Raw genomic sequence first — 19516 nt, forward strand, 5'->3', positions numbered from 1 at the left:
CGAATGGTACTTCTCGACCTGCAGTCCCTGGAAGCCCCCACCGGGGGCGGCAGCGGCGGCGGCAGCACCCTGACCGCGCTGACCTGCAACTCCGGCAAGCCCAGCAACCTCAGCGTCGCGCTCTGCCACTAGTCCCGGTTCCACCCCCATCCCCCGAACACAGAACTGGAGTAATCCCATGGTCCTTCTCGACCTGCAGTCCCTCGAGGCCCCCACCGGCGGCGGCAGCGGCGGCGGCAGCACCCTGACCGCGCTGACCTGCAACTCCGGCAAGCCCAGCAACCTCAGCGTCGCGCTCTGCCACTAGTCCCGGTTCCACCCCCATCCCCCGAACACAGAACTGGAGTAATCCCATGGTCCTTCTCGACCTGCAGTCCCTCGAGGCCCCCACCGGCGGCGGCAGCGGCGGCGGCAGCACCCTGACCGCGCTGACCTGCAACTCCGGCAAGCCCAGCAACCTCAGCGTCGCGCTCTGCCACTAGCGGCACACGTGTCCGGGACGGCCTGCTGAGGCCGTCCCGGGCATTTCCTTTGCAGACGGCACCGGGAGAGGAGGGACGGGTGCGGTCGTCGGATCGGCTGGTCGCCCGGATCGTACGGCGCAGCGGCCCGTGGCTCGGCGTCCTGGCCGTCACCGCCGTGACCGGTGCCCTCGCGCAGCTGGCGCTCCCGTTCGTCCTGGGCCGGACGGTCGACGCCCTCGTCTCGGCCGCCCCCTCCCGCGGGACGTGGCTGGGCGCCTGCGCCGCGATCGTGGTCGCGGCCGTGGCGTGCGACGCCCTCGGGGTGTGGGCGACCGGAGCCTGCAGCACCCGGGCCTCGGAGTGGCTGCGCCACCTGACCGTGCGGCACGTGCTCGGCGCCGGGCCCGCACTGAGCCGGCGCTTCTCCGAGGGGGAGCTGGCCACCCGGGCGGGTGTCAACGCCGAGGAGGCGGGCCGCGCGCCGGAGACCCTCGTCACCGGGGCGGCGCTGGTCATCCCCACCGCGGGAGGCCTGGTGGCGCTCACTCTCATCGATCCCTGGCTGACGCTGACCCTGGCCGCCGGCCTCGTCGTCATCGTGCTCGTGCTCCGGGCCTTCCTCAGGGTGAGCACCACCCTCGCCGGCGACTACCAGGAGGCGCAGGGCGACATCGCGGCCCGGCTGATCGACGCCCTGGCCGGGGCGCGCACCATCGCCGCCGCCGGGACCCACGCCGAGGAGAAGGCCCGGGTGCTGGCCCCGCTCCCCCGGCTGCGCGCGCACGCCATGGAGATGTGGCGGACCAACGCCCGCGCGGGCGTGCAGGCCGGTGTCGTGGTGCCGCTGCTGGAGGTGGCGGTGCTCGGGGTGGGGGGATTCCGCCTCGCCGCGGGCGACCTCACCGCGGGGGAGCTGTATTCGGCCGCCCGCTACGTCGTCCTCGGCGCCGGGCTCGGCTCGGCGCTGGGCTACGTGGGCCGCCTGGCCCGGGCGCGCGCCGCCGCGGGGCGGATCGGCGAGCTGCTCTCCGAGCCGCGCAGGGCCTACGGCCGCCGCTCCCTGCCTCCCGGTCCCGGCACCCTGGAGCTGAGAGGCGTCACCGCCGACGGCCTGTCCGGCGTCGACCTGCTGGTCCCGGGAGGGTGCTCGGTGGCCGTGGTCGGCCGGTCGGGTGCGGGCAAGTCGGTCCTCGCGGCCCTCGCGGGCCGCCTGGCCGACCCCTCCGGCGGCGCGGTGCTCCTCGACGGCGTCGAGCTGCCGGACCTGTCCCGGGAGGCGCTGGGCGATGCCGTCGGCTACGCCTTCGAACGCCCCGTCCTGATCGGCGAGACCGTCGCCGACGCCATCGGCCTCGGCCTGCGGGAGCCCGGCCCCGGAGCGGATCCCGGGGCGCCGGACGCCCCGCCGACCCCGGAGCGGCTGGAGGCGCTGCGGGCGGCCGCCCGCGCCGCGTGCGCCGACGCCTTCGTCAGGAGACTGCCCTCGGGCTACGGCACCCCGCTCGCCGACGCGCCGATGTCCGGCGGGGAGCGGCAGCGGCTCGGCCTGGCCCGCGCCTTCGCGCACGGCCGGCGCCTGCTCGTCCTGGACGACGCCACCTCCAGCCTGGACACCCTGACCGAGCGCCGGGTGAGCGAGACGCTCGCCGGTGAGCTGGCGGGCCGTACCCGGCTGATCGTCACCCACCGGGTCGCGACCGCGGCGGCGGCCGACCGGGTGATCTGGCTGGAGGGCGGCCGGGTCCGCGGTTACGACCGGCACCGGGTGCTCTGGGACGACCCCGGTTACCGGGCCGTCTTCGAGGTGCGGCGGACCGGGCCGGACGACCCCGGGCCCCGCCCGCGCCGGACGGACGCCGCGGAGCGGGCGGGCGCGTCGTGAAGCGGCCGGTTCTGCGGGCGCTGCGCCGGGATCCGCGCGTACTGGTCCGGCTCGGCCTGTGGTCCGTGCTGGAGAGCGCGCCCGCACTCCTCATCGGCCTGGCCGTCGCGCGGGCGATCGACGACGGCTTCGCCGCGGGCAGACCGGCGACCGGCCTGGCCTGGCTGGCGGTCCTCGGCGGTGCCTGGCTCGTCGCCGCGATCGGCGCGCAGCGGGTCGTGCTGGCCGTCGCCGCCATCGTGGAGCCGTTCCGGGAGGATCTGCTCAGCCACGTCGTCGAGGGCGCGCTGGACCGGTCGGCCGCTCCGGGCCCGGGCACGGAGGCCTCGGCGGTGGCCCGCTCGAACCTCCAGGTCGAGCTGGCCCGCGACGCCCTCGCCTCGGTCGTCACGGTCGTCAGGTCCTTCGTGTTCACCGCGGTGAGCGTACTGCTCGGGCTGATGACGCTGATCCCGCAGGTGCTGGTGCTGGTGCTGCCGCCCTTCGCCGCCGGTCTCGGCCTCTTCCTGCTCTCGCTGCCGGTCCTGGCCCGGCGGCAGCGGGCGTTCCTGCTGGCCGACGAGCGGACGGCGGAGTCGGTCACGGCCGTGGCCGGCGGCCTGCGCGACATCGCGGCCTGCGCGGCGGAGGAGCGGGCGGCCGCCGCGGTGGGGCGCCGGGTGACGGAGCAGGCCGAAGCGGGCCGCGCGCTCGCCCGGGTGACCGCCGTCCGCACCCTCTCGCTGGCTGTGGGCGGCTGGTCCCCGGCCGTGCTGGTACTGGCCGGCACCCCGTGGCTGCTGTCCGAGGGAGCCGGCGCCGGCGTGATCCTGGGCGCCCTGGCCTACGTCACGCAGTCGCTGGCCCCGGCCCTGGACAACCTCGTGGAGGGCCTGGGCGTCAGCGGGGTCCGGTTGTGGGTCTCCCTCGACCGCATCGAGGAGTCGGCGCGCACCGGCGCAGACCGGCCGCTTGCGGCGGGGGACCGGCTCCCGGCCGCGCACGGGGGCGCCGAACTGCGCGGCGTGACGTTCGCCTACGGGCCGCACGCCGAACCGGTGATCGCCGGTCTCGACCTGTCCGTCCCCGACGGGGACCACCTCGCCGTGGTCGGGCCCAGCGGCATCGGCAAGTCCACGCTGGCCGGGCTCATCGCGGGCGTGCTCCGCCCGGACGCGGGCGAGGTCCTGGTCGGAGGCGTGCCCGCCGACCGCCTCGCCCCGGCCGAGCGGGTGCTCATCCCCCAGGAGGCGTACGTCTTCCGGGGATCCCTCATGGAGAACCTGACCTACCTCGCGCGGGCCGGCGCCGGGCAGGTGGACGAGGCGGTGGCCGCGGTCGGCCTGGCCGGGCTGGTGGAGCGGCTGGGCGGCTACCGCGCCGAGATCCGCCCCGCCCTGCTCTCCCCCGGTGAACGCCAGCTGGTCGCACTGGCCCGGGCCTACCTGACCCCGGCCCGCCTGATCGTCCTCGACGAGGCGACCTGTCATCTCGATCCGGTGGCCGAGGCCCGCGCGGAGGAGGCCTTCGCCCGGCGCGGCGGCACGCTCCTCGTCATCGCCCACCGGCCGGCCTCCGCCCTGCGCGCGCGGCGCGTCCTCGTCATGGACGGCACGCGCGTGCGGCTGGGGACGCACGGGGAACTGCTCGCCTCGTCCCCCCTCTACGCCGGCCTGGTCGGCCGGTGGGACCCCCGAACCTCCTCCGCGGAGGCGCCGCCCGGCACCCGGCCGGACGCGCCCTCCGGGCACGCGGCCTGACCTCACCCCGGACGTCCAGGAGCCGATCAGATGATCTATCCCCCCGCCGAGCGGCAGCCGGTCACCGACCTGCTGCACGGGCACGCCGTACCGGACCCGTACCGGTGGCTGGAGGACCCGGCGAGCCCGCGGACCCGCAGCTGGTCGGCCGCCCAGGAGCACCTGTGGCGGGCGCACGCCGCCGCCCTGCCCGGCCGCGACCGCTGGCACGCCCGGGTGGCCGGGCTCTGTTCCGCCGGAACGGTCACGCCGCCGCTGTGGCGCGGGGAACGCCGCTTCTTCCTGCGTCACGAGGCCGGGCGGGAGCACCCGGTCCTGTACACCGCCGGCCCGGACGGGGCGGAGGAGGCGCTGGTCGACCCGGGTGCGCTCGACCCCTCCGGGCTGACCGTCCTGGACCGGTGGCAGCCCGACCTCACCGGCCGGCTGCTGGCCTACCAGCTGTCGCGGGGCGGGGACGAGCGGTCGGAGCTGCGGGTCATGGACGTCGGCACCCGGCGGACCGTGGACGGCCCGATCGACCGCTGCCGCTACGCCCCGGTGGCCTGGCTCCCGGACGGCAAGGCGTTCTTCTACGTCCGCGACCGGCGGGTGTGCCTGCACCGGCTCGGCACGCCCGCCGCCGACGACGTCGTGATCTGCGCCGAGGAGCGGTCCTACGGCCTAGGCTCCAGCCACGACGGCCGCTGGCTGACGGTCTCGGCCCCGGCCGGGGCCGGCAACGACGTCTGGCTGGCCGACCTGGCCGCCTCCCCGCCCGAGCGGCCCGGCCTGCGGGTGGTGCAGGAGGGGGCGGACGCGGTCACGGTGCCCGCCGTGGGCCGCGACGGCCGGCTGTACCTGCTCACCACGCTGGACGCGCCCACGGGCCGGCTGTGCGTCGCCGACCCGGCCGACCCCGGCCCCGGGGGCTGGCGGGAGCTGGTCAGCCCGGACCCCGAGGCGGTGATCTCCGACTTCGCGGTCCTCGACGGCCCCGGCCGCCCGGTGCTCCTCGTCGGCCGGACCCGGCACGCGATCAGCGAGATCGGGGTGCACGACGCGGCCACCGGCGAGCGGCTGGGAGGGGTGCCGCTGCCCGGGCTGGGCACCGCGGGCCGGATGTCCGCGCGTCCCGAGGGCGGCTGCGAGGTGTGGTTCTCCTACACCGACGGCGTCACCCCGGGCAGCGTGCACCGCTACGACGCGCGCACCGGGCGGACCTCGCTCTGGGCCGCCGCGCCCGGCGCGGTCGACGTGCCCGAGCTGGAGTCCCGCCAGATCGTCTACGCCTCGGCCGACGGCACGCCGGTGCGGATGGTCGTGCTCGCCCGGCCCGGGACCGGGCCCCGCCCGGCGATCCTGTACGGCTACGGCGGGTTCGGGATCCCGCTGACCCCCTCCTACTCCGCCTACATCCTGCCGTGGGTGGAGGCCGGGGGCGTCTTCGCGCTCGCCCAGGTGCGCGGCGGCGGCGAGGAGGGGGCCGCCTGGCACCGCGACGGCATGCTGGAGCGCAAGCAGAACTCCATCGACGACTTCACGGCCGCCGCGGAGCGGCTGATCGCCGACGGCTGGACCACGGCCGGGATGCTGGCCGCCTGCGGCGAGTCCAACGGCGGGCTGCTGGCCGGGGCCGCGATCACCCAGCGGCCGGAGCTGTTCGCCGCCGCCGTCTGCTCGGCCCCGCTGCTCGACATGGTCCGCTACGAGCTCTCCGGCCTGGGCCCGTCCTGGCGGGGGGAGTACGGCTCCGCGGAGGACCCGGAGCAACTGGGCCACCTGCTGGGCTACTCGCCGTACCACCGGGTCCGCGAAGGGGTGGACTACCCGGCGACGCTGCTGGCCTCGTTCGGCGGCGACTCCCGGGTGGACCCCATGCACGCGCGGAAGATGTGCGCGGCGCTGCAGCACGCCACGTCGGGCGACCGGCCGGTCCTGCTCCGCCACGAGGAGGGCGTCGGGCACGGCGCCCGGGCCGCCGGGCGGGCGGCCTGGCTGGCGGCGGACATGCTGGCCTTCCTGGCGGCGCACACCGGGCTGGGGGCCCCGCCGCCCGGACGGTGACGGGCCACGCGCGGACGGCCGCGGGCCCCCGCCGCCCGGACGGTGACGGGGGCCGGGACGCGCGGACGACCGCGGCGGGCGGGACGGGGCCCTGGTACGCGAGCGGGGCGGGGCGGGGTTCAGACGCGCGAGCGGTGGCGGACCAGCCCGACCTCGCTGAGGTCGTCCGGCCAGAGCCAGCCGTCCTGCTTGGCGATCCTGATCGCCTCCACGCGGGTCCTCGCGCCGACTTTCGACAGGATCCGCGACAGGTAGTTGCGGACGGTGCCCCCGGACAGGTAGAGCCGGTCGGCGATCTCCTCGACCGGGGCCCCCTCGGCGGCCACTTTCAGGACCTCCAGCTCCCGGCAGGTCAGCGGGTTCTCCCTGGCGCTGAGCGCGGCGACGGCCAGGTCGGGGTCGACGACCTGCTCGCCGCGCGCGACCCGGCGCACGCACCCGGCGAGCTCTCCGGCGGGGGCGTCCTTGACGACGAAGCCGCGCGCCCCGGCGTCCAGCGCCCTGCGCAGCGCGGCCGGCGTCGCGAGGCCGGTGAGGATGACCGTGCGGCAGCCGGGGAGGGCGCGCCGCAGCTCCGCCGCGGCGGTGATGCCGTCGGTGCCGGGCAGGCCGATGTCGATCAGCGCGACGTCGGGGCGGTGGCGCAGGCACGCCTCCACCACCTCGTCGCCGTGCCCCGACTCTCCCACGACCTCGATGTCCTCCTCCGTCGAGAGCAGGGCGACCATCGCCCCCCGGACGAGGTGCATGTCCTCAGCTATCAGGACATTTATCACGCGCAGTCTCCCTCTCACGGTGACACACGATCCGTCTCCCGGATCCCGGCGCTACCCAGTGGAACCGGCCGACTACCGCGTTACCCGAATTTAACCTGAAGGAACGGCGAACACTGACCGGTTCCGGCCACCACACCGCCCCACCAGGCGTGATGTCCTGTTTTATAGGGGTTCGCAGGGGTCCGGAGGACGCGGAGGACGGGATTGTCAGGCGCAAGCCTTACGGTAGGGCGCGTGCCAGAGACGACCCACGAGATCACGCTGGACTCGGCCCTCAGCGAGGAGGCCGTGCTCACGACCTACCGCCGGATGTTCGCCGCGCTCGCGCGCGACAGCGGCGCGGTGGTGGACGATCCGGCCCTCGTCGACATCGCCGAGATCCTGTTCACGGCGTTCGCCGAGGCCGGGGAGGAGTGGCTGACCCACGAGCAGATGCGGCACGCCTGCCGGGCCTACCCGCTGGAGATGTTCGAGAACCGCCTGCGGGTGCTCAAGGGCCTCGGCGCGGTCCGGGAGGTCTTCCCCAAGCCCCACCAGCTCCGCTACCGGGCGTCGTTCACCAGCATGGTGGGCCTGATGTTCATCCGGCGCATGCTCCACGACGGCGGCCAGTCCGAGGTGCACCGGCTCCTCGCGCTGGAGGACCTCAACGTCGCCGACCCGCGCACGACGATGGAGGAGGCGCGCGTCAGCGCGCAGAACCTGGCGCGGGCCTTCCGGCTCTGGGCACTGGAGCTCATCACCCTGACCGGGGGCACCATCGAGGAGCTCCGGGAGCAGGCGCCCACGCTCTGGGGCACCGAGGAGATCGCCCAGCGCGCGCAGAGCCTGCACGCCACGATCCTGACCCGCTGGCCCGACCTGGACCGCACCTGCACCGAGCTGCGCGCGGCCATCTACTCCTACAGCGACGCCTCCCGCCGCGCCGCCGGCCGGCTCGCCGACTCCGCGGGCACGACGAGGAACCTCACGCTGCTGCCCGCCGAGACCTGGCGGACGTTCGCCCAGACGGCGGACAGGGAGCGCCTGGCCGCGGTGCTCGACGGCTTCGTCTTCGACGCCCCCGCCCCGTGGCACGATCCGGCGGCCATCGTCCGCGCGGTCGACGAGAGCCCCCGCCCCGCACCCGTCCAGCCCGCCCCTCCGCGTCCCGCGCTGCCCGACCCCGGTCCGGCGGACTCCTACGAGCCCGGCGCCGACGGGCTCGACCGCCTGGCCTCGGTCGCCGAGACCGCGCTCGGCGGGCGTTCCTCGGCCCGGCTGGAGGAGCTGCTCACCGCCGACGGCGAGTGGGTCTCGGTCCGCCGCCTGCTCGCCGACCTCGTCGCCGCCGATCTGCGCCCCGAGTCGCCCTACCGCCTGCGCTGGTCCGACGGCCTGTCCGCCGAGCCCGGAGCCGAGCCCGCCTGGCTCTCCCACGGCCTGCTGGAGAGGACCGGCCATGACGCCTGACGGCACCGGCGCGCCCGGCGCCGCGCCCTCGGCCGCCGGGTCCGCGGTTCCCGCCCCGCGGCCGGGGTCCACCGGATCCGGCGACGCCGACGCCGCCGCGGCCACCACGGCGGCCGAGACCTCCGGGACGGCGGCGCTCGCGCACGTCCGGGCCAGGTCCACCGGCCCCCTCACCCTGGGCCCCGGCGAGGCCGCGCCCCCGGGCATGGTGCGGCTGGGCCGCGGCGACGGCACCGGTCTGGCGCTGCCCGCCTGGCCGGACGGGACGACCCCCTCGCTCCTGGCCGAATACCAGGCCGCGCCGGTGGCCGTGGAACGGTCCGGGGAGACCCGGCGGGTCCTGGCCGCCGCCCTGAAGTGCTGCTGGAGCGACCTGACCGCCGACCCGTGGCCGGGGACCCCCGCGCCCGTCGACGACGTGCTGGCGGCCTACCGGGCGCTGATCGGCCGCTCCGACGACCTCATGCGCAACTGGGCCGTCGGCGCCCTGCGCCGCCTGCACGACTCGGCCTGGCTGGTGGTCGCCGACGGCACCGTACGGCTCGGCCCCCGGTGCGCCTCCTGGCCCGCCGCCTCCCACGCGCAGCTGCGCGAGCTGGTGCGGCGCCTGCCCGGCCCGGGCGAGGAGGGCGTCCCCGCCGTGCTGCCCGTGGCCGGGGAGACCGGCCACGACGCGGCCGCGGGCCTGGACCTCCCCGAGGGCGTGGACGACGACCTGCTCGCCCCGTTCGACGAGCGCCGCCGCGCGGAGGTCGTCGCCGCGTTCATGGCGGTGGAGCACGCGGCCGAGCCGGTGCACGAGGCCCGGTTCCCCGCGCTGCGCGACCCGGTGCTCCGCCGCGTGCTGGCGGAGATGCTCCGGCGCCGGGGCAGGGTCCTGGTCTCCGGCCGGGAGACGTGGACCTCCGGATACGCCGACGACGTGGCGGCCGAGGCGGGCACCGCCCTGGGCGAGGCCGAGCGGGCCGTCCTGGTGCTGGTCCTGGTCCACTCGGTGGCGATCCCCCGGGCCGAGGGCCTGCTGCCCGCCGACAGCTGGCTGTCGCCGTTCCCCGCCCAGGCGGAGGAGCTGCGGCGGCACACCCTGCTGCCCATCGGCGAGCTGGAGACCGCGCTGCGGACCCTGCGCCACGCGGGGCTGGTCACCCAGGTGAAGTCGGGCGAGGAGGCGGGCGGCTACGTGCCGGGCCCGCAGTTCCACCGGCTGACCCCGGCGGCCAGGCGGCGCCTGCAGGAGGAGCTGATCCTCGCCGCGGGGCCGCACACCCCGCTGGCGGCGGCCGTACGGGCCCGGCGCCGGTAGCAGCCGGGCGCATCAGAGCAGAACACGGAAGGAACGACGAGGTTGGCCGAGCAGTCGAGCCGTACGGCGAAGGACGCACCCGGGAGCCAGGCGAGCCTGGTGCCGGTGGAGGTCCGGGCGGGCGAGCCGGGCCACGACGTGGTCGGCGACCGGGTGCTGATCGCCGTGCAGGCGGTCAACATCTCCCGCCTGTCCACGCACCCCGTGCCGATCGTCCCCGGCACGCTCGTCGTGGTCGCCGGGGCCGGTCCGAAGGACTCCAACGGGGCGGGCAAGTCCTCGTTCATCGCGATGATCACGGCCCTCCTCGGCGACGAGCAGTGGCGTTTCGCCTCCGGCGCCAAGTCGGTCGCGGAGCTGCTGTTCAACGCCGAGCTCGCGGCCGGCGGCGGCGGGCGGACGTGGGCGAGCGCCGGTCACGGCTACATCGTGGGCGTCTTCGACCACCCCCGCGCCCCGGAGGCCGGACTGCCCGACGCGGTGACCGTGTGGCTGCGGGTCAACCAGGAGGCCCCGCACCTGGAGGTCCGGTGGACGCGGGGGGTGCGGATGGCCGCCGCCGCCTCGGAGGCCGAGCGGGTCGTCCGGGCCGACGAGGTCTGGGCGGGCCTGCCGCGTTCGGCGGGACGGCGGGACGTGGTCGCGCGCGACCTGACGAGGTTCCTGTACGGCGACCGCGTGCGGTGCGTGTCGTTCCTGTCCACCTCGGTGCGGAGCAAGGTCGCCACGAACCTGCTCTCCCAGCCGCTCAACGAGATCTCCCCCGAGCGGGTCTTCGAGGCCATCGCCGCGCTGACCGGGCTGGACGCCGAGCTCGACCAGGAGCGGGAGGCGCGCCGCGACGAGCACGCCAAGCGGGTGCGGGCGGCGCGGGCCGTGGAGACGCTCAAGGAGTTCGAGGACGAGTCCCGGACCCTGCTGGAGACCTTCGACCGGCGCGACCGCGCCCGGGTGCGGCTGGCGGACGCGTTGCGCTGCTGGCGGGGCCGGCAGGCGCGCAGGCTCGGCGACGCGGTGCTGCGGGACGAGGCGCTCGCCGCCGACCTGGAGGGGCTGCGCCGGTCGGGTGAGCGGGCGGCCGAGGAGATCGAGGCGGTCCGCGCGGAGATCGCCACGCTGAAGGACGACACGCTGGACCGGAGCCTGGCCGAGGCCCGCGCGGAGCTGGCGGCGCTCCAGGCCCGCGCGGCGCGGCTCGACGCCGACCGGGCGGTGGCGGAGAGCGCGGCGGACGAGCTGCGCGGCCGGATCCCCGGCCTGGAGGAGCGGCGGCGGCTGGCCGACGGCCGGGACGTGCCCGCCGCGGAGGACGAGCTGGCCCGGGCCCGGGCCCGGTCGAGCGAGGCGCTGAAGGCGCTCGGCGTGGCCGACCGCGAGGTCGCGGACGCCGGGGCCGCGCTGGACGACGCCGAGAGCGGTCCGGCCGCCGCCCAGCTCCGGGCGCTCGCCGAGGCGGGCGTGGGCGCGACCGGCCTGCTCGACGCGATCGACGTGGCCGAGCACGCCCGGGACGGCGGATCCGCGGGAGGGCTCCCGGTGGGCGCCGCCCCCGGGGGAGCCGTTCCGGCCGGGGGCCGGGGAGCCGCGCCGGAGAGCGGGACCGCCGTGCCGCCGGGCGGGGCGGCGGCCCCGTCCGCCGGCACCGGCGGCCGGGGCTGGCCGCAGGAGCACGCGGTCGTCGTCGACGCCGCCGACCTGGAGGCGGCGGCGCGGGCCCTGTCCGCGCTGCCCGGTTCGGTGCTGGTCAGCGCGGCGGGCGTCACCGTGGTGGGGGCCTTCGAGGCGGTGGCCACCGGCCGGGAGACCCGGATCAAGGCCGCCGAGCAGCGCCTGCACCGGGCACGCGACCTGCAGGAGGAGGCGGCCGGGGCCGTGCGGGCCGCCGAGGAGGCGGTGGCCGAGGCCGGGCGGCGGCTGGAGGGCGCCCGGGCCGCCGTGCAGCTGGCCGACGTCGAGCGCCGGCTGGCCGAACGGCGGGCCCGGCTGACCGAGCTGGCCGGGGCGCTGGCCGAGGTCTCCCCGGCGGTGGCGGAGGCCGAACGGCGGGCGGGCGCGCTGGACTTCCGCTCCCGGACCAGGAACATGGAGATCGAGCGGCTGGAGGGCCTGCGGGCCCGGCACGAGGCCGAGCGGGACCGGGCCGGGGCGCAGGCGGCCTCGGTCGCCGCGGAGCGCGAGGCGCTCGCCCTGGAGGCGCTGACCCGCGAGTGGGGCGGCACCGCCGAGCAGGCGCGCGAGTGGCTGCGGGAGTTGCCCGAGGCCGAGCGCCCGCTGACCGCCGAGGAGTGGTGGCGGACCGCCGAGCGCCGCCTGGACGAGGCGCTGCGCGACACCTTCCCCGGCGAGGACGAGGAGATGCCGGAGGAGCTGCGGTTCCTGATCCGGCAGCGGACCGAGCCCGGTGCGGGCCGGACGGCGCGGGAGCAGGCGACCTTCCCCGGCGTGTGCTCGGCGCTCTCGTCCTACCTGCGCGGCCAGGAGGAGTACGAACGGCACCAGCGCCGCCAGATCGAGGTCCAGCTCGCCACCCGGCAGCGCGACCTGGCCGTCGCCGCCAAGGGCGCCGAGGAGGCGGCCCAGTCCACCGCCGTGCACCGGGCGGCGCTGACCGCGGCGATCAGGGCGCGGCTGACCCGGGTGGCCGAGGAGTTCGACAAGCTGGACACCGCCTACGGCGGATACGGCGCGACGCTGGAGTTCCCGGTGCCGCCCGCGCCCGCCGACCCCGAGCAGCGCTGGGCCTGGCGGGTGACGCCCAAGTGGCGCCGGGGCGAGGGGCAGTCCTTCGTGCCGTACAACCGCAGGGCCAACACCGCGCTGATGGACGAGAAGGCCGTGAAGCTGGTCTGCGCGGCGGCGATCGCCTCCTCCGGCGGCGGGCACCTCTGCCTGGTCCTGGACGAGCTGGGCCGCAACCTCGGCAAGGAGCACCGGCGCGAGGCCGTGGCGCTGTTCCGGCGGATCGGCGAGACCTACGGGATCACGGTGATCGGCGCGCTCCAGGACGACATGGAGCCCTACGCGGTGGACGCCTGCGGGCAGTACGTCAAGCTGCGCCGCTCCTCCGACGCCATGCCGTACAACGAGCCGCCGGTGATCGTCGGCCATGACCGGCACGCCGAACGGGTCCGGGCGCTGATGTCGTCCGTCAGCCGTCCCCCGGTCCCGGTGGAGTGACCCGGCGGCCCGGTGGAGCGACCCGGCGGGCCCGCCGGACACCCTCGGCAGTACGCCCGCCGCACCGCCGGACGCCCTCGGCGGTTCGGTGAACGGGGCTCGGGCCTCCTCCACCGGGGTCCGCCGGCGCGGGTCCGGGCCCCGCCCGCCGGTCCGCTACTGGCGGATCGTCGAGCCGTGGCGCTCCTTGCGGATGTGCAGGCGGGCCGGGATGCGGGTGCGCAGCTCGCCGACGTGGCTGACGATGCCGACGGCCCGGCCGCCGTCGCGCAGGCCGTCCAGGATGTCCAGGACGCCGTCGAGGGTGTCCTCGTCGAGGGTGCCGAAGCCCTCGTCGACGAAGAGCGTGCCGAGCTCCACTCCCCCGGCCTCGGCGGTGACCACGTCGGCCAGGCCGAGGGCCAGCGCCAGCGAGGTGATGAAGCCCTCCCCGCCGGACAGGGTGGCGGGGTCGCGGTCCACTCCGGTCCAGCCGTCCAGGATCCGCAGGCCGAGCCCGCCGCCCGACCGGCTCCGGTCTCCCGCCGCGCGGCGCAGGTCGTGCTGGAGGAGGTAGCGCCCGCCCGACATGTGGTCCAGGCGCTCGTTGGCCGAGGCGACCACCTGGCGGAGCCGCTCGCCCAGGACGTAGGCCGACAGCCGCATGCTCCACTGGTTGTCGGCGGAGTTCCCGCCGGCCAGCGCGGCGAGGCTCTCGGCGATGCGGTGCCGTTCGGCGGCGGGCCGCCACCGGTCCAGGCACTCGGCCAGCTCGGTGCGGAGCGCGGCCAGCCGGTCGCGGCGGAGGCGGGCCCGGTCCGAGGCCGACAGCAGGGCGGCGTGCGCGGTGTCGGCCGCGTCCCGGCCGGACTTCAGTGCGGCCAGATCGGGTTCGGGCTCGGCCGCCGCGGCGATCAGCTCCGGATCGGCGAGCTGGGCGTCGACGGCCGCGCGCTCCCGGTCGAGCGCGCGGAGCCGCTCGGCCTTCTCCTCCTGCTCGGCCGCGGGGCGGACCGCGACCCGGGCGTCCTCGATCCCGGCGAAACCCGCCTCGGCGGCCCCGGCCGCGGCCCGTGCCCGGGCCGTCTCCAGTTCGTCCTCGGCGTCCCGCTCCCGCCGGGTGGCCTCCGCGGCCTCCCGGAGCAGCCCGGCCTCGTCGGCCAGCCGCTCCAGCCGGGCGGCCAGCGTCGGGTCCCCGCCCCGGGCCGCGTCCAGGCGCGCGGTCAGCAGGCCCGCGTCCGCGGTGATCCGCTCCAGGTTCGTACGGCAGGCCGACAGCGCCACCGCCAGTTCCCTCGACCGCTCCCGCAGCCCCTCCAGCTCGGCGGCCAGCCCTGCCGCCTCGGCTTCCAGACCGGGCACGGCCCGGGCGGACTCCCCGAGCTCCCGCAGGGTCCGCTCCGCCCGGCGGAGCGCCTGCGCCGCCCGGCCCGCGGAGGACGCGGGGCCCTCCCCCAAGGCGACCGGCCCCGCGGCGCCGTCCCCGGCCGCGCTCCCGGTGCCGGCGCCCTCGGTCCCGTCCGCGCTCCCGGCGCCGGCCTCCCCGGTCTCGCCTGCGATCCCGTCCTCGCGCGCGTCCCCGGTCCCGTGCCGGTCCGCGCGGAGGCGGGAGGACAGCAGGGCCTGCTCGGTCACGGCGCTCTCCCGCCGGGCCCGGGTCTCGGTCAGCAGGCCGGTGACCTCCTCCGCCTGCGCCCGCACGTCCTCGAGCTCGGCCGTGAGGCGGTCCACCTCGGCGGCCAGCCGCGGTTCGCCCGCGGCGGCGTCGGCCAGGGCGGCGTGCTCCCGCTCCGCCGCGGCGAGCGACTCCCCGGCCTGCCCGGCGGTGAGGCCGCCGGCGGCGGCGAGGGTCTCGTCCAGCCGGGAGGCGAGGTCGGCGACCTCGTTCTCGGCGTCCTGCCGCAGTCTCAGCGCCGCCTCGTAGGCGCTCTCGGCCGCGCGCTCGTCGTCCGGCGTGGGCGCCGCGTCGGCGGGGGCGGCCGGGGCGGGGTGGTCGGGCGAGCCGCAGACCGCGCAGGGGTCCCCGGGGACGAGCCGGGCGGCGAGCTCGGCCGCCATGCCGTCGATCCGGGACTGGCGGATCTCCTGGAGCCGGTCGCGGGACTTCTGGGCGCGGTCGACGGCCACGCCGCGGGCCCGGCGGGCCTCCTCCAGCCGGACCGTCAGGCCGTCGCGCCGCCGGACGGCGTCCAGCACGGCGGCGGCGGTCGCGACCGCCGCCCGGGCCGCGGGGATCCCGGCGGCCTCGGCCCGCACGGCGGCCAGCCGGGCGACGGCCTCGCCCAGCGCGGCGGGCAGTTTCTGCCGGGCCTCGGCGAGCGAGGTCTCCTTCTCGGCCAGGTCGTGCAGCCGGACGTCGAGCCGGGCGAGGTCCGTCTCCAGCTCCGCGAGCCGGGCGGCGGCCCTTCTGGCCTCCTCCGCGGCGGGCAGTCGGGCCGCGTCGAGGCGCGCGGCGGTGAGACGGGCCTCCACCCCGGCCCGCAGACCGGGGAGGACCGCCAGCCGCGTGTCGGCGGCGTGCTGCTCGCCGGTCAGGTGGGCGATCTCCGCCTCCACCCGTCCGCGCTCCTCGAGCAGCGCGGCCAGCCTCGGCTCCTCGGCGCGCAGTTCCCCCAGCCGGGTGATCTCGTCCAGCCGCTCGCGTTCCAGCGCGGTCAGCCGGTCGGGACCCGCCGGCCGGGCCCCGCCGTGAAGGGGGTCCCGGTCCAGGAGGGGGGTGGCGCGGTTGAGCGCGTCGGCGGCCAGGCTGCGGGCCTTGGCCGCGGCCTCGGTGCGCTGCTCGACCTCCCGGATCAACGGGAGCACCCGGTCGGCCCGGGCCGCCTCGGCCAGGACGGCCTCCAGGTCGGCCCGTTCCTCGGTGCTCTCCTGCAGCGCCCGGCTCCGGGTGAGCGCCTCGGCGTGCCGCCGTCGCCGGTCGGCGAGCGCGACACCGTCCTCCAGCAGCCGCCGCGCCTCCAGCGCCGCCTTCTCGCTCCGGGCGCATTCGGCGGCCGCCCGCGCGGCCGCCCCCTCCGCGAGCCCGGCCAGCGCCCCGGCCCAGCCCAGCGGGTCGTCCTCCATCCAGGCGGCCACATCGCGCGTCTCCGCGGTGTGCTCCACGGTGTGCTCCGCGGAGGCCGCCGGCGCGGCGAGGGCGGTCAGGAGGCCCGGGCCCGCCGCCTCCTCGACCCGGTTGACGACGGAGTCGACCTCCCGGCGCAGGGCCTGCTGGTCGCGGAAGGCCGCGGTGCGGCGGTCGGCGAGCCAGGACTCGGCCGCGGCGTAGACCTTCACCGAGAAGAGCCGCTCCAGGACCTTGCGGCGCTCCTCGCCGTCGGCGCGCAGGAAGTGCGCGAAGTCACCCTGCGGCAACATCGCGACCTGGCAGAACTGGGCCAGGTTCATGCCGAGCAGGCCGCCGACGAGGTCGCCCGCCTCGTCCATCCGGGTCGTCAGGCCGGTCCACTCGCCGGAGGGCGTCAGCTCCTCCAGCAGGACCTTGGCCTGCTCCAGGGTGGTGCCGGTGCCGCGCTGCTTGGGCCGCTGCCAGGCGGGCGAGCGGGTGACGCGCAGCCGGCGGCCCCGGATGGTGACCTCCAGGACGACGCGCGGGCCCCGGCCGGGCGGGGCGTGGTCGCAGCGCAGGCTGCGGGCGCTGTTGCGCTGGCCGGGCACCTGGCCGTACAGGGCGAAGCAGAGCGCGTCCAGCACGGTGGTCTTGCCCGCGCCGGTGGAGCCGTGGATCAGGAAGAGCCCGGCCTCGGCCAGGGCGTCGAAGTCGACTTCCTCCTCGCCCGGGAACGAGCCGAAGGCGGTGATGTGCAGACGGTGGGGGCGCATCTACGCCATCGCCTCCTTGGCGCGGGACTCCTCGACGGCCTGCCGGAGCAGCCGGGTCTCCTCGTCGTCGGCGGCCTCGCCGCGCACCTCGCGGACGAAGTCGAGCACCACCTCGATCTCGGGGCGGCCGGCCAGCCGGGGCCGGGCCGCGCTCTCCGGCGGTCCGCCCTCGGGTTCGAAGGAGAGCGTGAGCGCGTGCGGGAAGCGGGTGCGCAGGCGCTCCATGGCGCCCTTCGGCCGGACGGGGTCGGTCAGCACCACCTGGAGCCAGCGGTCCTCGTGGTCGGCGTGGGCGTCCGAGGTGAGCAGGTCGTCGAGGCGGCCTTCGAGGCGGCCGAGCCTGCGGGGCACCGGGGCCTCGGCGAACTCGGCGCCGGCGAACCCGTCCGGGCCGATGTCCACCAGCCAGGAGCCCTTGACCTGGCCGAGCTCGGAGAAGGAGTAGGCGATCGGGGAGCCGGAGTAGCGCACGGTCTCGCTCATCCGCTGGCGGCCGTGCAGGTGGCCGAGGGCCGTGTAGTCGACGCCCTCGAAGGCCGAGACCGGGACGTGCGCGACGCCGCCGACGCTGATGTCACGCTCGCTGTCGCTGGCCCGCCCCCCGGTCACGAACGCGTGGGCCAGCACCACCGACCGGGTGCCGCGGCGCGCGAGGTCGGCCCGGACCAGGGACATGGCGTGCCCGATCGCCGCGGTGTGGGTGCGCTCGGGCAGCTCCCAGGGGCCGCGGACCAGCTCGGGCTCCAGGTAGGGGATGCCGTAGAAGGCCACGTCGCCGACGAGCACGGGCGTGCCGACCCGGGCCGGGTCGGTGCGCAGGTGCACGCCCGCGGCGTCGATCAGGTCGGCCCCGAAGCCGAGGCGGCGCGCGGAGTCGTGGTTGCCGCTGATCAGCACGGTCCGCACGCCCTCGGCGACCAGCCGCCGCAGCGCCTCGTTGCACAGGTCGACCGCGTCGACCGACGGCAGCGCCCGGTCGTAGACGTCGCCCGAGACGACGACCACCTCGACCCGTTCGGCCCTGACCGTCTCGATCAGATGGTCGACGAAGACTCCCTGGGCCGTCAGGAGGCTCTCCCGGTGGAACGAACGGCCCAGGTGCCAGTCCGATGTGTGCAGCACCCGCATGACGCCTGAAGCTAACAGGACTCAGCGACATATGCCGCCACTCTCACCTCGCCGGTCTCATCGATATCCACTGGATACCCACGCTTCCTCCACTCTGGGTAGGGTTGAAGATCGAAGACGGAACTCGGACGAACGGCCATCGGGGAGCGGAGCGGCATGCGCGTGGGCCGGGGCGTGTTGGGCGTGGCCGCCGGCCTGATCATGGCGGCCCTGGCGACGGTGGGCTACACCCTGCCCCCGCCGTTCGACCCGTCGCCGCTGACGGTGGACCCGGCCTTCCGCACGCTCCCGCCGCAGCCCGCCCACGAGCTGCGGCCCGTCTCCGCGACGGCGCCCATCTCCGTGCGGGAGGTCACCGTCCCGGCCAGGGGCACCACCCTGGAGGCCACGATCCGCGCGCCGCTCACCCCGGGCCGGCATCCCGCGCTGGTCTTCGTGCAGGGCGCGGGGCCGGGCGTGCGGAACGAGTTCGACGCGCAGGCCGAGTGGCTGGCCAGGGCCGGGGTCGTCACGCTCGTCTACGACAAGCGGACCGCCGGCTACGACTTCCGCCACCGCGACTTCGGCCTGCTCGCCGACGACGCGCTGAGCATGCTGGCCCAGCTGCGCGGCCGTGCCGACGTGGACCCGGCCCGCACCGGGCTGTGGGGGGTCAGCGAGGGCAGCTGGGTGGTGCCGATCGCGGCCTCCCGCAGCGCCGACGTCGGCTTCGCCGTACTGGTCTCCGCCCCGAACGTCTCACCCGTGCGGCAGGTCAGCTGGGCGCTGGGCGAGCAACTGGACCGGCTGCACGCCCCGAGCGGAGTGCGCGAGCTGCTCATCCGGGCGATGTCCGCGGTGGACATGAACTTCCTGCGCCACGACGGCGTGCCGGCGCTGCGCGGGACCCGCCAGCCGGTGCTGGCCCTGTACGGCACGCGCGATCCGTCGATCCCGTTCGTGGAGAGCAGCCAGACCCTCACCCGGGCGCTCGCCGAGGGCGGCAACGACGCCTACACGATCCGCTACCTGGAGGGGGCCGACCACGGCATGCGGGTGCACGGCGGCCCGTTCGCCCCCGGCTACCTGGAGACGCTGGCCAACTGGGTCAGGGGCCTGCCCGGCACGGCCGATCCCGCGACGGCCTCGCGCGCCTCGTCGCCCTCCCCGCGCATCGCCGGCGCCACCCCGGTCCAGCGCTACGAGGCCAGTGACGTCCCGGCCGCGCCGTGGTACGCCGGGGGCACGGTCCTGGGGCTCACGCTCTGCCTGGCCGCCGTCGGCTACGTGGCCGGCCCGGTCGCCGCGATGGTGGTGCGGCTGCGCGGCAGCCGCCCCCGGGCCGAGGCCAACGCCCGGCTCTGGCCGCCCATCCGGCGCCGGTTCCGCCGGATGGCGTGGACGGGGGCCGGGCTCCTCGCCTCGGTGCTGGCCTTCATCACGCTGCTGGTGCTGTTCTCGGTCAACCAGGCGGGGGCCTGGCCCGCGGTCCTCGCCGGCTGGCTGGTCATCCGGGGGCTGGCCGTGCTGATGCTGCTGCAGGAGGTGACGGCCACCGCCGCCGTCGTCTCGGCGCTGCGGGAGGGCTGGCAGCCCAGCCGCCCGCAGCACGTCGCGATCGCCGGCGTCCTGGGCAGCACCGGGCTGCTGCTGGTCGCCGCGGCCTACTACGGCCTGTTCGCCTTCCCCTGGTGACCGTTTCCCCGGGGCCGTTCCCGCCGTCTCCCGGGGCGCTCCGGCGACCGGTCCCGGCCGGACGCCGGCTCCCC

General features: G+C 76.9%; 13 protein-coding genes. 10 read left to right on the top strand and 3 right to left on the bottom strand.

Annotation, left to right across the window (positions count from 1 at the left end):
* Positions 1–3 precede the first annotated feature (3 nt).
* From HS048_RS26315 to HS048_RS26340, 6 genes are all read left to right on the top strand, one after another.
* Positions 4–132, top strand: coding sequence for a SapB/AmfS family lanthipeptide (locus tag HS048_RS26315; RefSeq protein WP_153054127.1), 129 nt, complete (start codon positions 4–6; stop codon positions 130–132).
* Between the two features lie 46 nt (positions 133–178).
* The gene (locus tag HS048_RS26320) at positions 179–307 is read left to right on the top strand and encodes a SapB/AmfS family lanthipeptide (RefSeq protein WP_153054127.1); all 129 of its coding nucleotides are present in this window, start codon (positions 179–181) and stop codon (positions 305–307) included.
* A gap of 46 nt (positions 308–353) precedes the next feature.
* Positions 354–482: a SapB/AmfS family lanthipeptide gene (locus tag HS048_RS26325; protein ID WP_153054127.1), complete on the top strand. Its 129-nt coding sequence runs from the start codon at positions 354–356 to the stop codon at positions 480–482.
* 79 nt (positions 483–561) lie between these two features.
* Positions 562–2346, top strand: a complete 1785-nt coding sequence (locus HS048_RS26330) for an ABC transporter ATP-binding protein (RefSeq protein WP_196468986.1) — start codon at positions 562–564, stop codon at positions 2344–2346.
* Positions 2343–4085, top strand: a complete 1743-nt coding sequence (locus HS048_RS26335; protein ID WP_196468987.1) for an ABC transporter ATP-binding protein — start codon at positions 2343–2345, stop codon at positions 4083–4085. The genes HS048_RS26330 and HS048_RS26335 overlap by 4 nt, the downstream gene beginning before the upstream one ends.
* A 30-nt stretch (positions 4086–4115) precedes the next feature.
* Positions 4116–6131 carry a prolyl oligopeptidase family protein gene (locus HS048_RS26340; protein WP_196468988.1) on the top strand — a complete coding sequence of 672 codons (2016 nt, stop codon included), beginning with the start codon at positions 4116–4118 and terminating at the stop codon, positions 6129–6131.
* 119 nt (positions 6132–6250) lie between these two features.
* Here the strand turns inward: HS048_RS26340 and HS048_RS26345 are convergent, their stop codons facing one another.
* Positions 6251–6907, bottom strand: coding sequence for a DNA-binding response regulator (locus tag HS048_RS26345; protein ID WP_068895675.1), 657 nt, complete (start codon positions 6905–6907; stop codon positions 6251–6253).
* Positions 6908–7141: 234 nt separating this feature from the next.
* Between HS048_RS26345 and HS048_RS26350 the strand changes: the two genes are divergently transcribed.
* The 3 genes from HS048_RS26350 to HS048_RS26360 are packed head-to-tail and all read left to right on the top strand — an operon-like array spanning position 7142 to position 12839.
* Positions 7142–8359: a hypothetical protein gene (locus HS048_RS26350; protein ID WP_196468989.1), complete on the top strand. Its 1218-nt coding sequence runs from the start codon at positions 7142–7144 to the stop codon at positions 8357–8359.
* Positions 8349–9662: a hypothetical protein gene (locus HS048_RS37545; RefSeq protein ID WP_304609697.1), complete on the top strand. Its 1314-nt coding sequence runs from the start codon at positions 8349–8351 to the stop codon at positions 9660–9662. Before HS048_RS26350 ends, HS048_RS37545 begins: the two co-directional genes overlap by 11 nt.
* Positions 9663–9704: 42 nt before the next feature.
* The gene (locus HS048_RS26360) at positions 9705–12839 is read left to right on the top strand and encodes a chromosome partitioning protein ParA (protein ID WP_230881889.1); all 3135 of its coding nucleotides are present in this window, start codon (positions 9705–9707) and stop codon (positions 12837–12839) included.
* 156 nt (positions 12840–12995) lie between these two features.
* On the opposite strand, the gene HS048_RS38570 is transcribed toward HS048_RS26360, so the two are convergent.
* Positions 12996–16640 (bottom strand): AAA family ATPase, encoded by a 3645-nt coding sequence (locus tag HS048_RS38570; protein WP_196468990.1) that lies wholly within the window; start codon positions 16638–16640, stop codon positions 12996–12998.
* Positions 16641–17768 (bottom strand): exonuclease SbcCD subunit D, encoded by a 1128-nt coding sequence (locus HS048_RS26370; RefSeq protein ID WP_196468991.1) that lies wholly within the window; start codon positions 17766–17768, stop codon positions 16641–16643.
* A 156-nt stretch (positions 17769–17924) separates the two neighbouring features.
* On the opposite strand from HS048_RS26370, the gene HS048_RS26375 reads away from it, so the two are divergent.
* Positions 17925–19442 carry a S9 family peptidase gene (locus tag HS048_RS26375; RefSeq protein WP_196468992.1) on the top strand — a complete coding sequence of 506 codons (1518 nt, stop codon included), beginning with the start codon at positions 17925–17927 and terminating at the stop codon, positions 19440–19442.
* Positions 19443–19516: the final 74 nt, after the last annotated feature.

This window comes from Planomonospora sp. ID91781, from assembly GCF_015711595.1.
Taxonomy (GTDB): Bacteria; Actinomycetota; Actinomycetes; order Streptosporangiales; family Streptosporangiaceae; genus Planomonospora; species Planomonospora parontospora.

Bases quoted from the DNA above. Each gene is read 5' to 3' on its own strand.
- HS048_RS26320 (WP_153054127.1), top strand. From the start codon at position 179: ATGGTCCTTCTCGACCTGCAGTCCCTCGAGGCCCCCACCGGCGGCGGC.
- HS048_RS37545 (WP_304609697.1), top strand. From the start codon at position 8,349: ATGACGCCTGACGGCACCGGCGCGCCCGGCGCCGCGCCCTCGGCCGCC.
- HS048_RS26325 (WP_153054127.1), top strand. From the start codon at position 354: ATGGTCCTTCTCGACCTGCAGTCCCTCGAGGCCCCCACCGGCGGCGGC.
- HS048_RS26375 (WP_196468992.1), top strand. From the start codon at position 17,925: ATGCGCGTGGGCCGGGGCGTGTTGGGCGTGGCCGCCGGCCTGATCATG.
- HS048_RS26340 (WP_196468988.1), top strand. From the start codon at position 4,116: ATGATCTATCCCCCCGCCGAGCGGCAGCCGGTCACCGACCTGCTGCAC.
- HS048_RS26315 (WP_153054127.1), top strand. From the start codon at position 4: ATGGTACTTCTCGACCTGCAGTCCCTGGAAGCCCCCACCGGGGGCGGC.
- HS048_RS26370 (WP_196468991.1), bottom strand. From the start codon at position 17,768: ATGCGGGTGCTGCACACATCGGACTGGCACCTGGGCCGTTCGTTCCAC.
- HS048_RS38570 (WP_196468990.1), bottom strand. From the start codon at position 16,640: ATGCGCCCCCACCGTCTGCACATCACCGCCTTCGGCTCGTTCCCGGGC.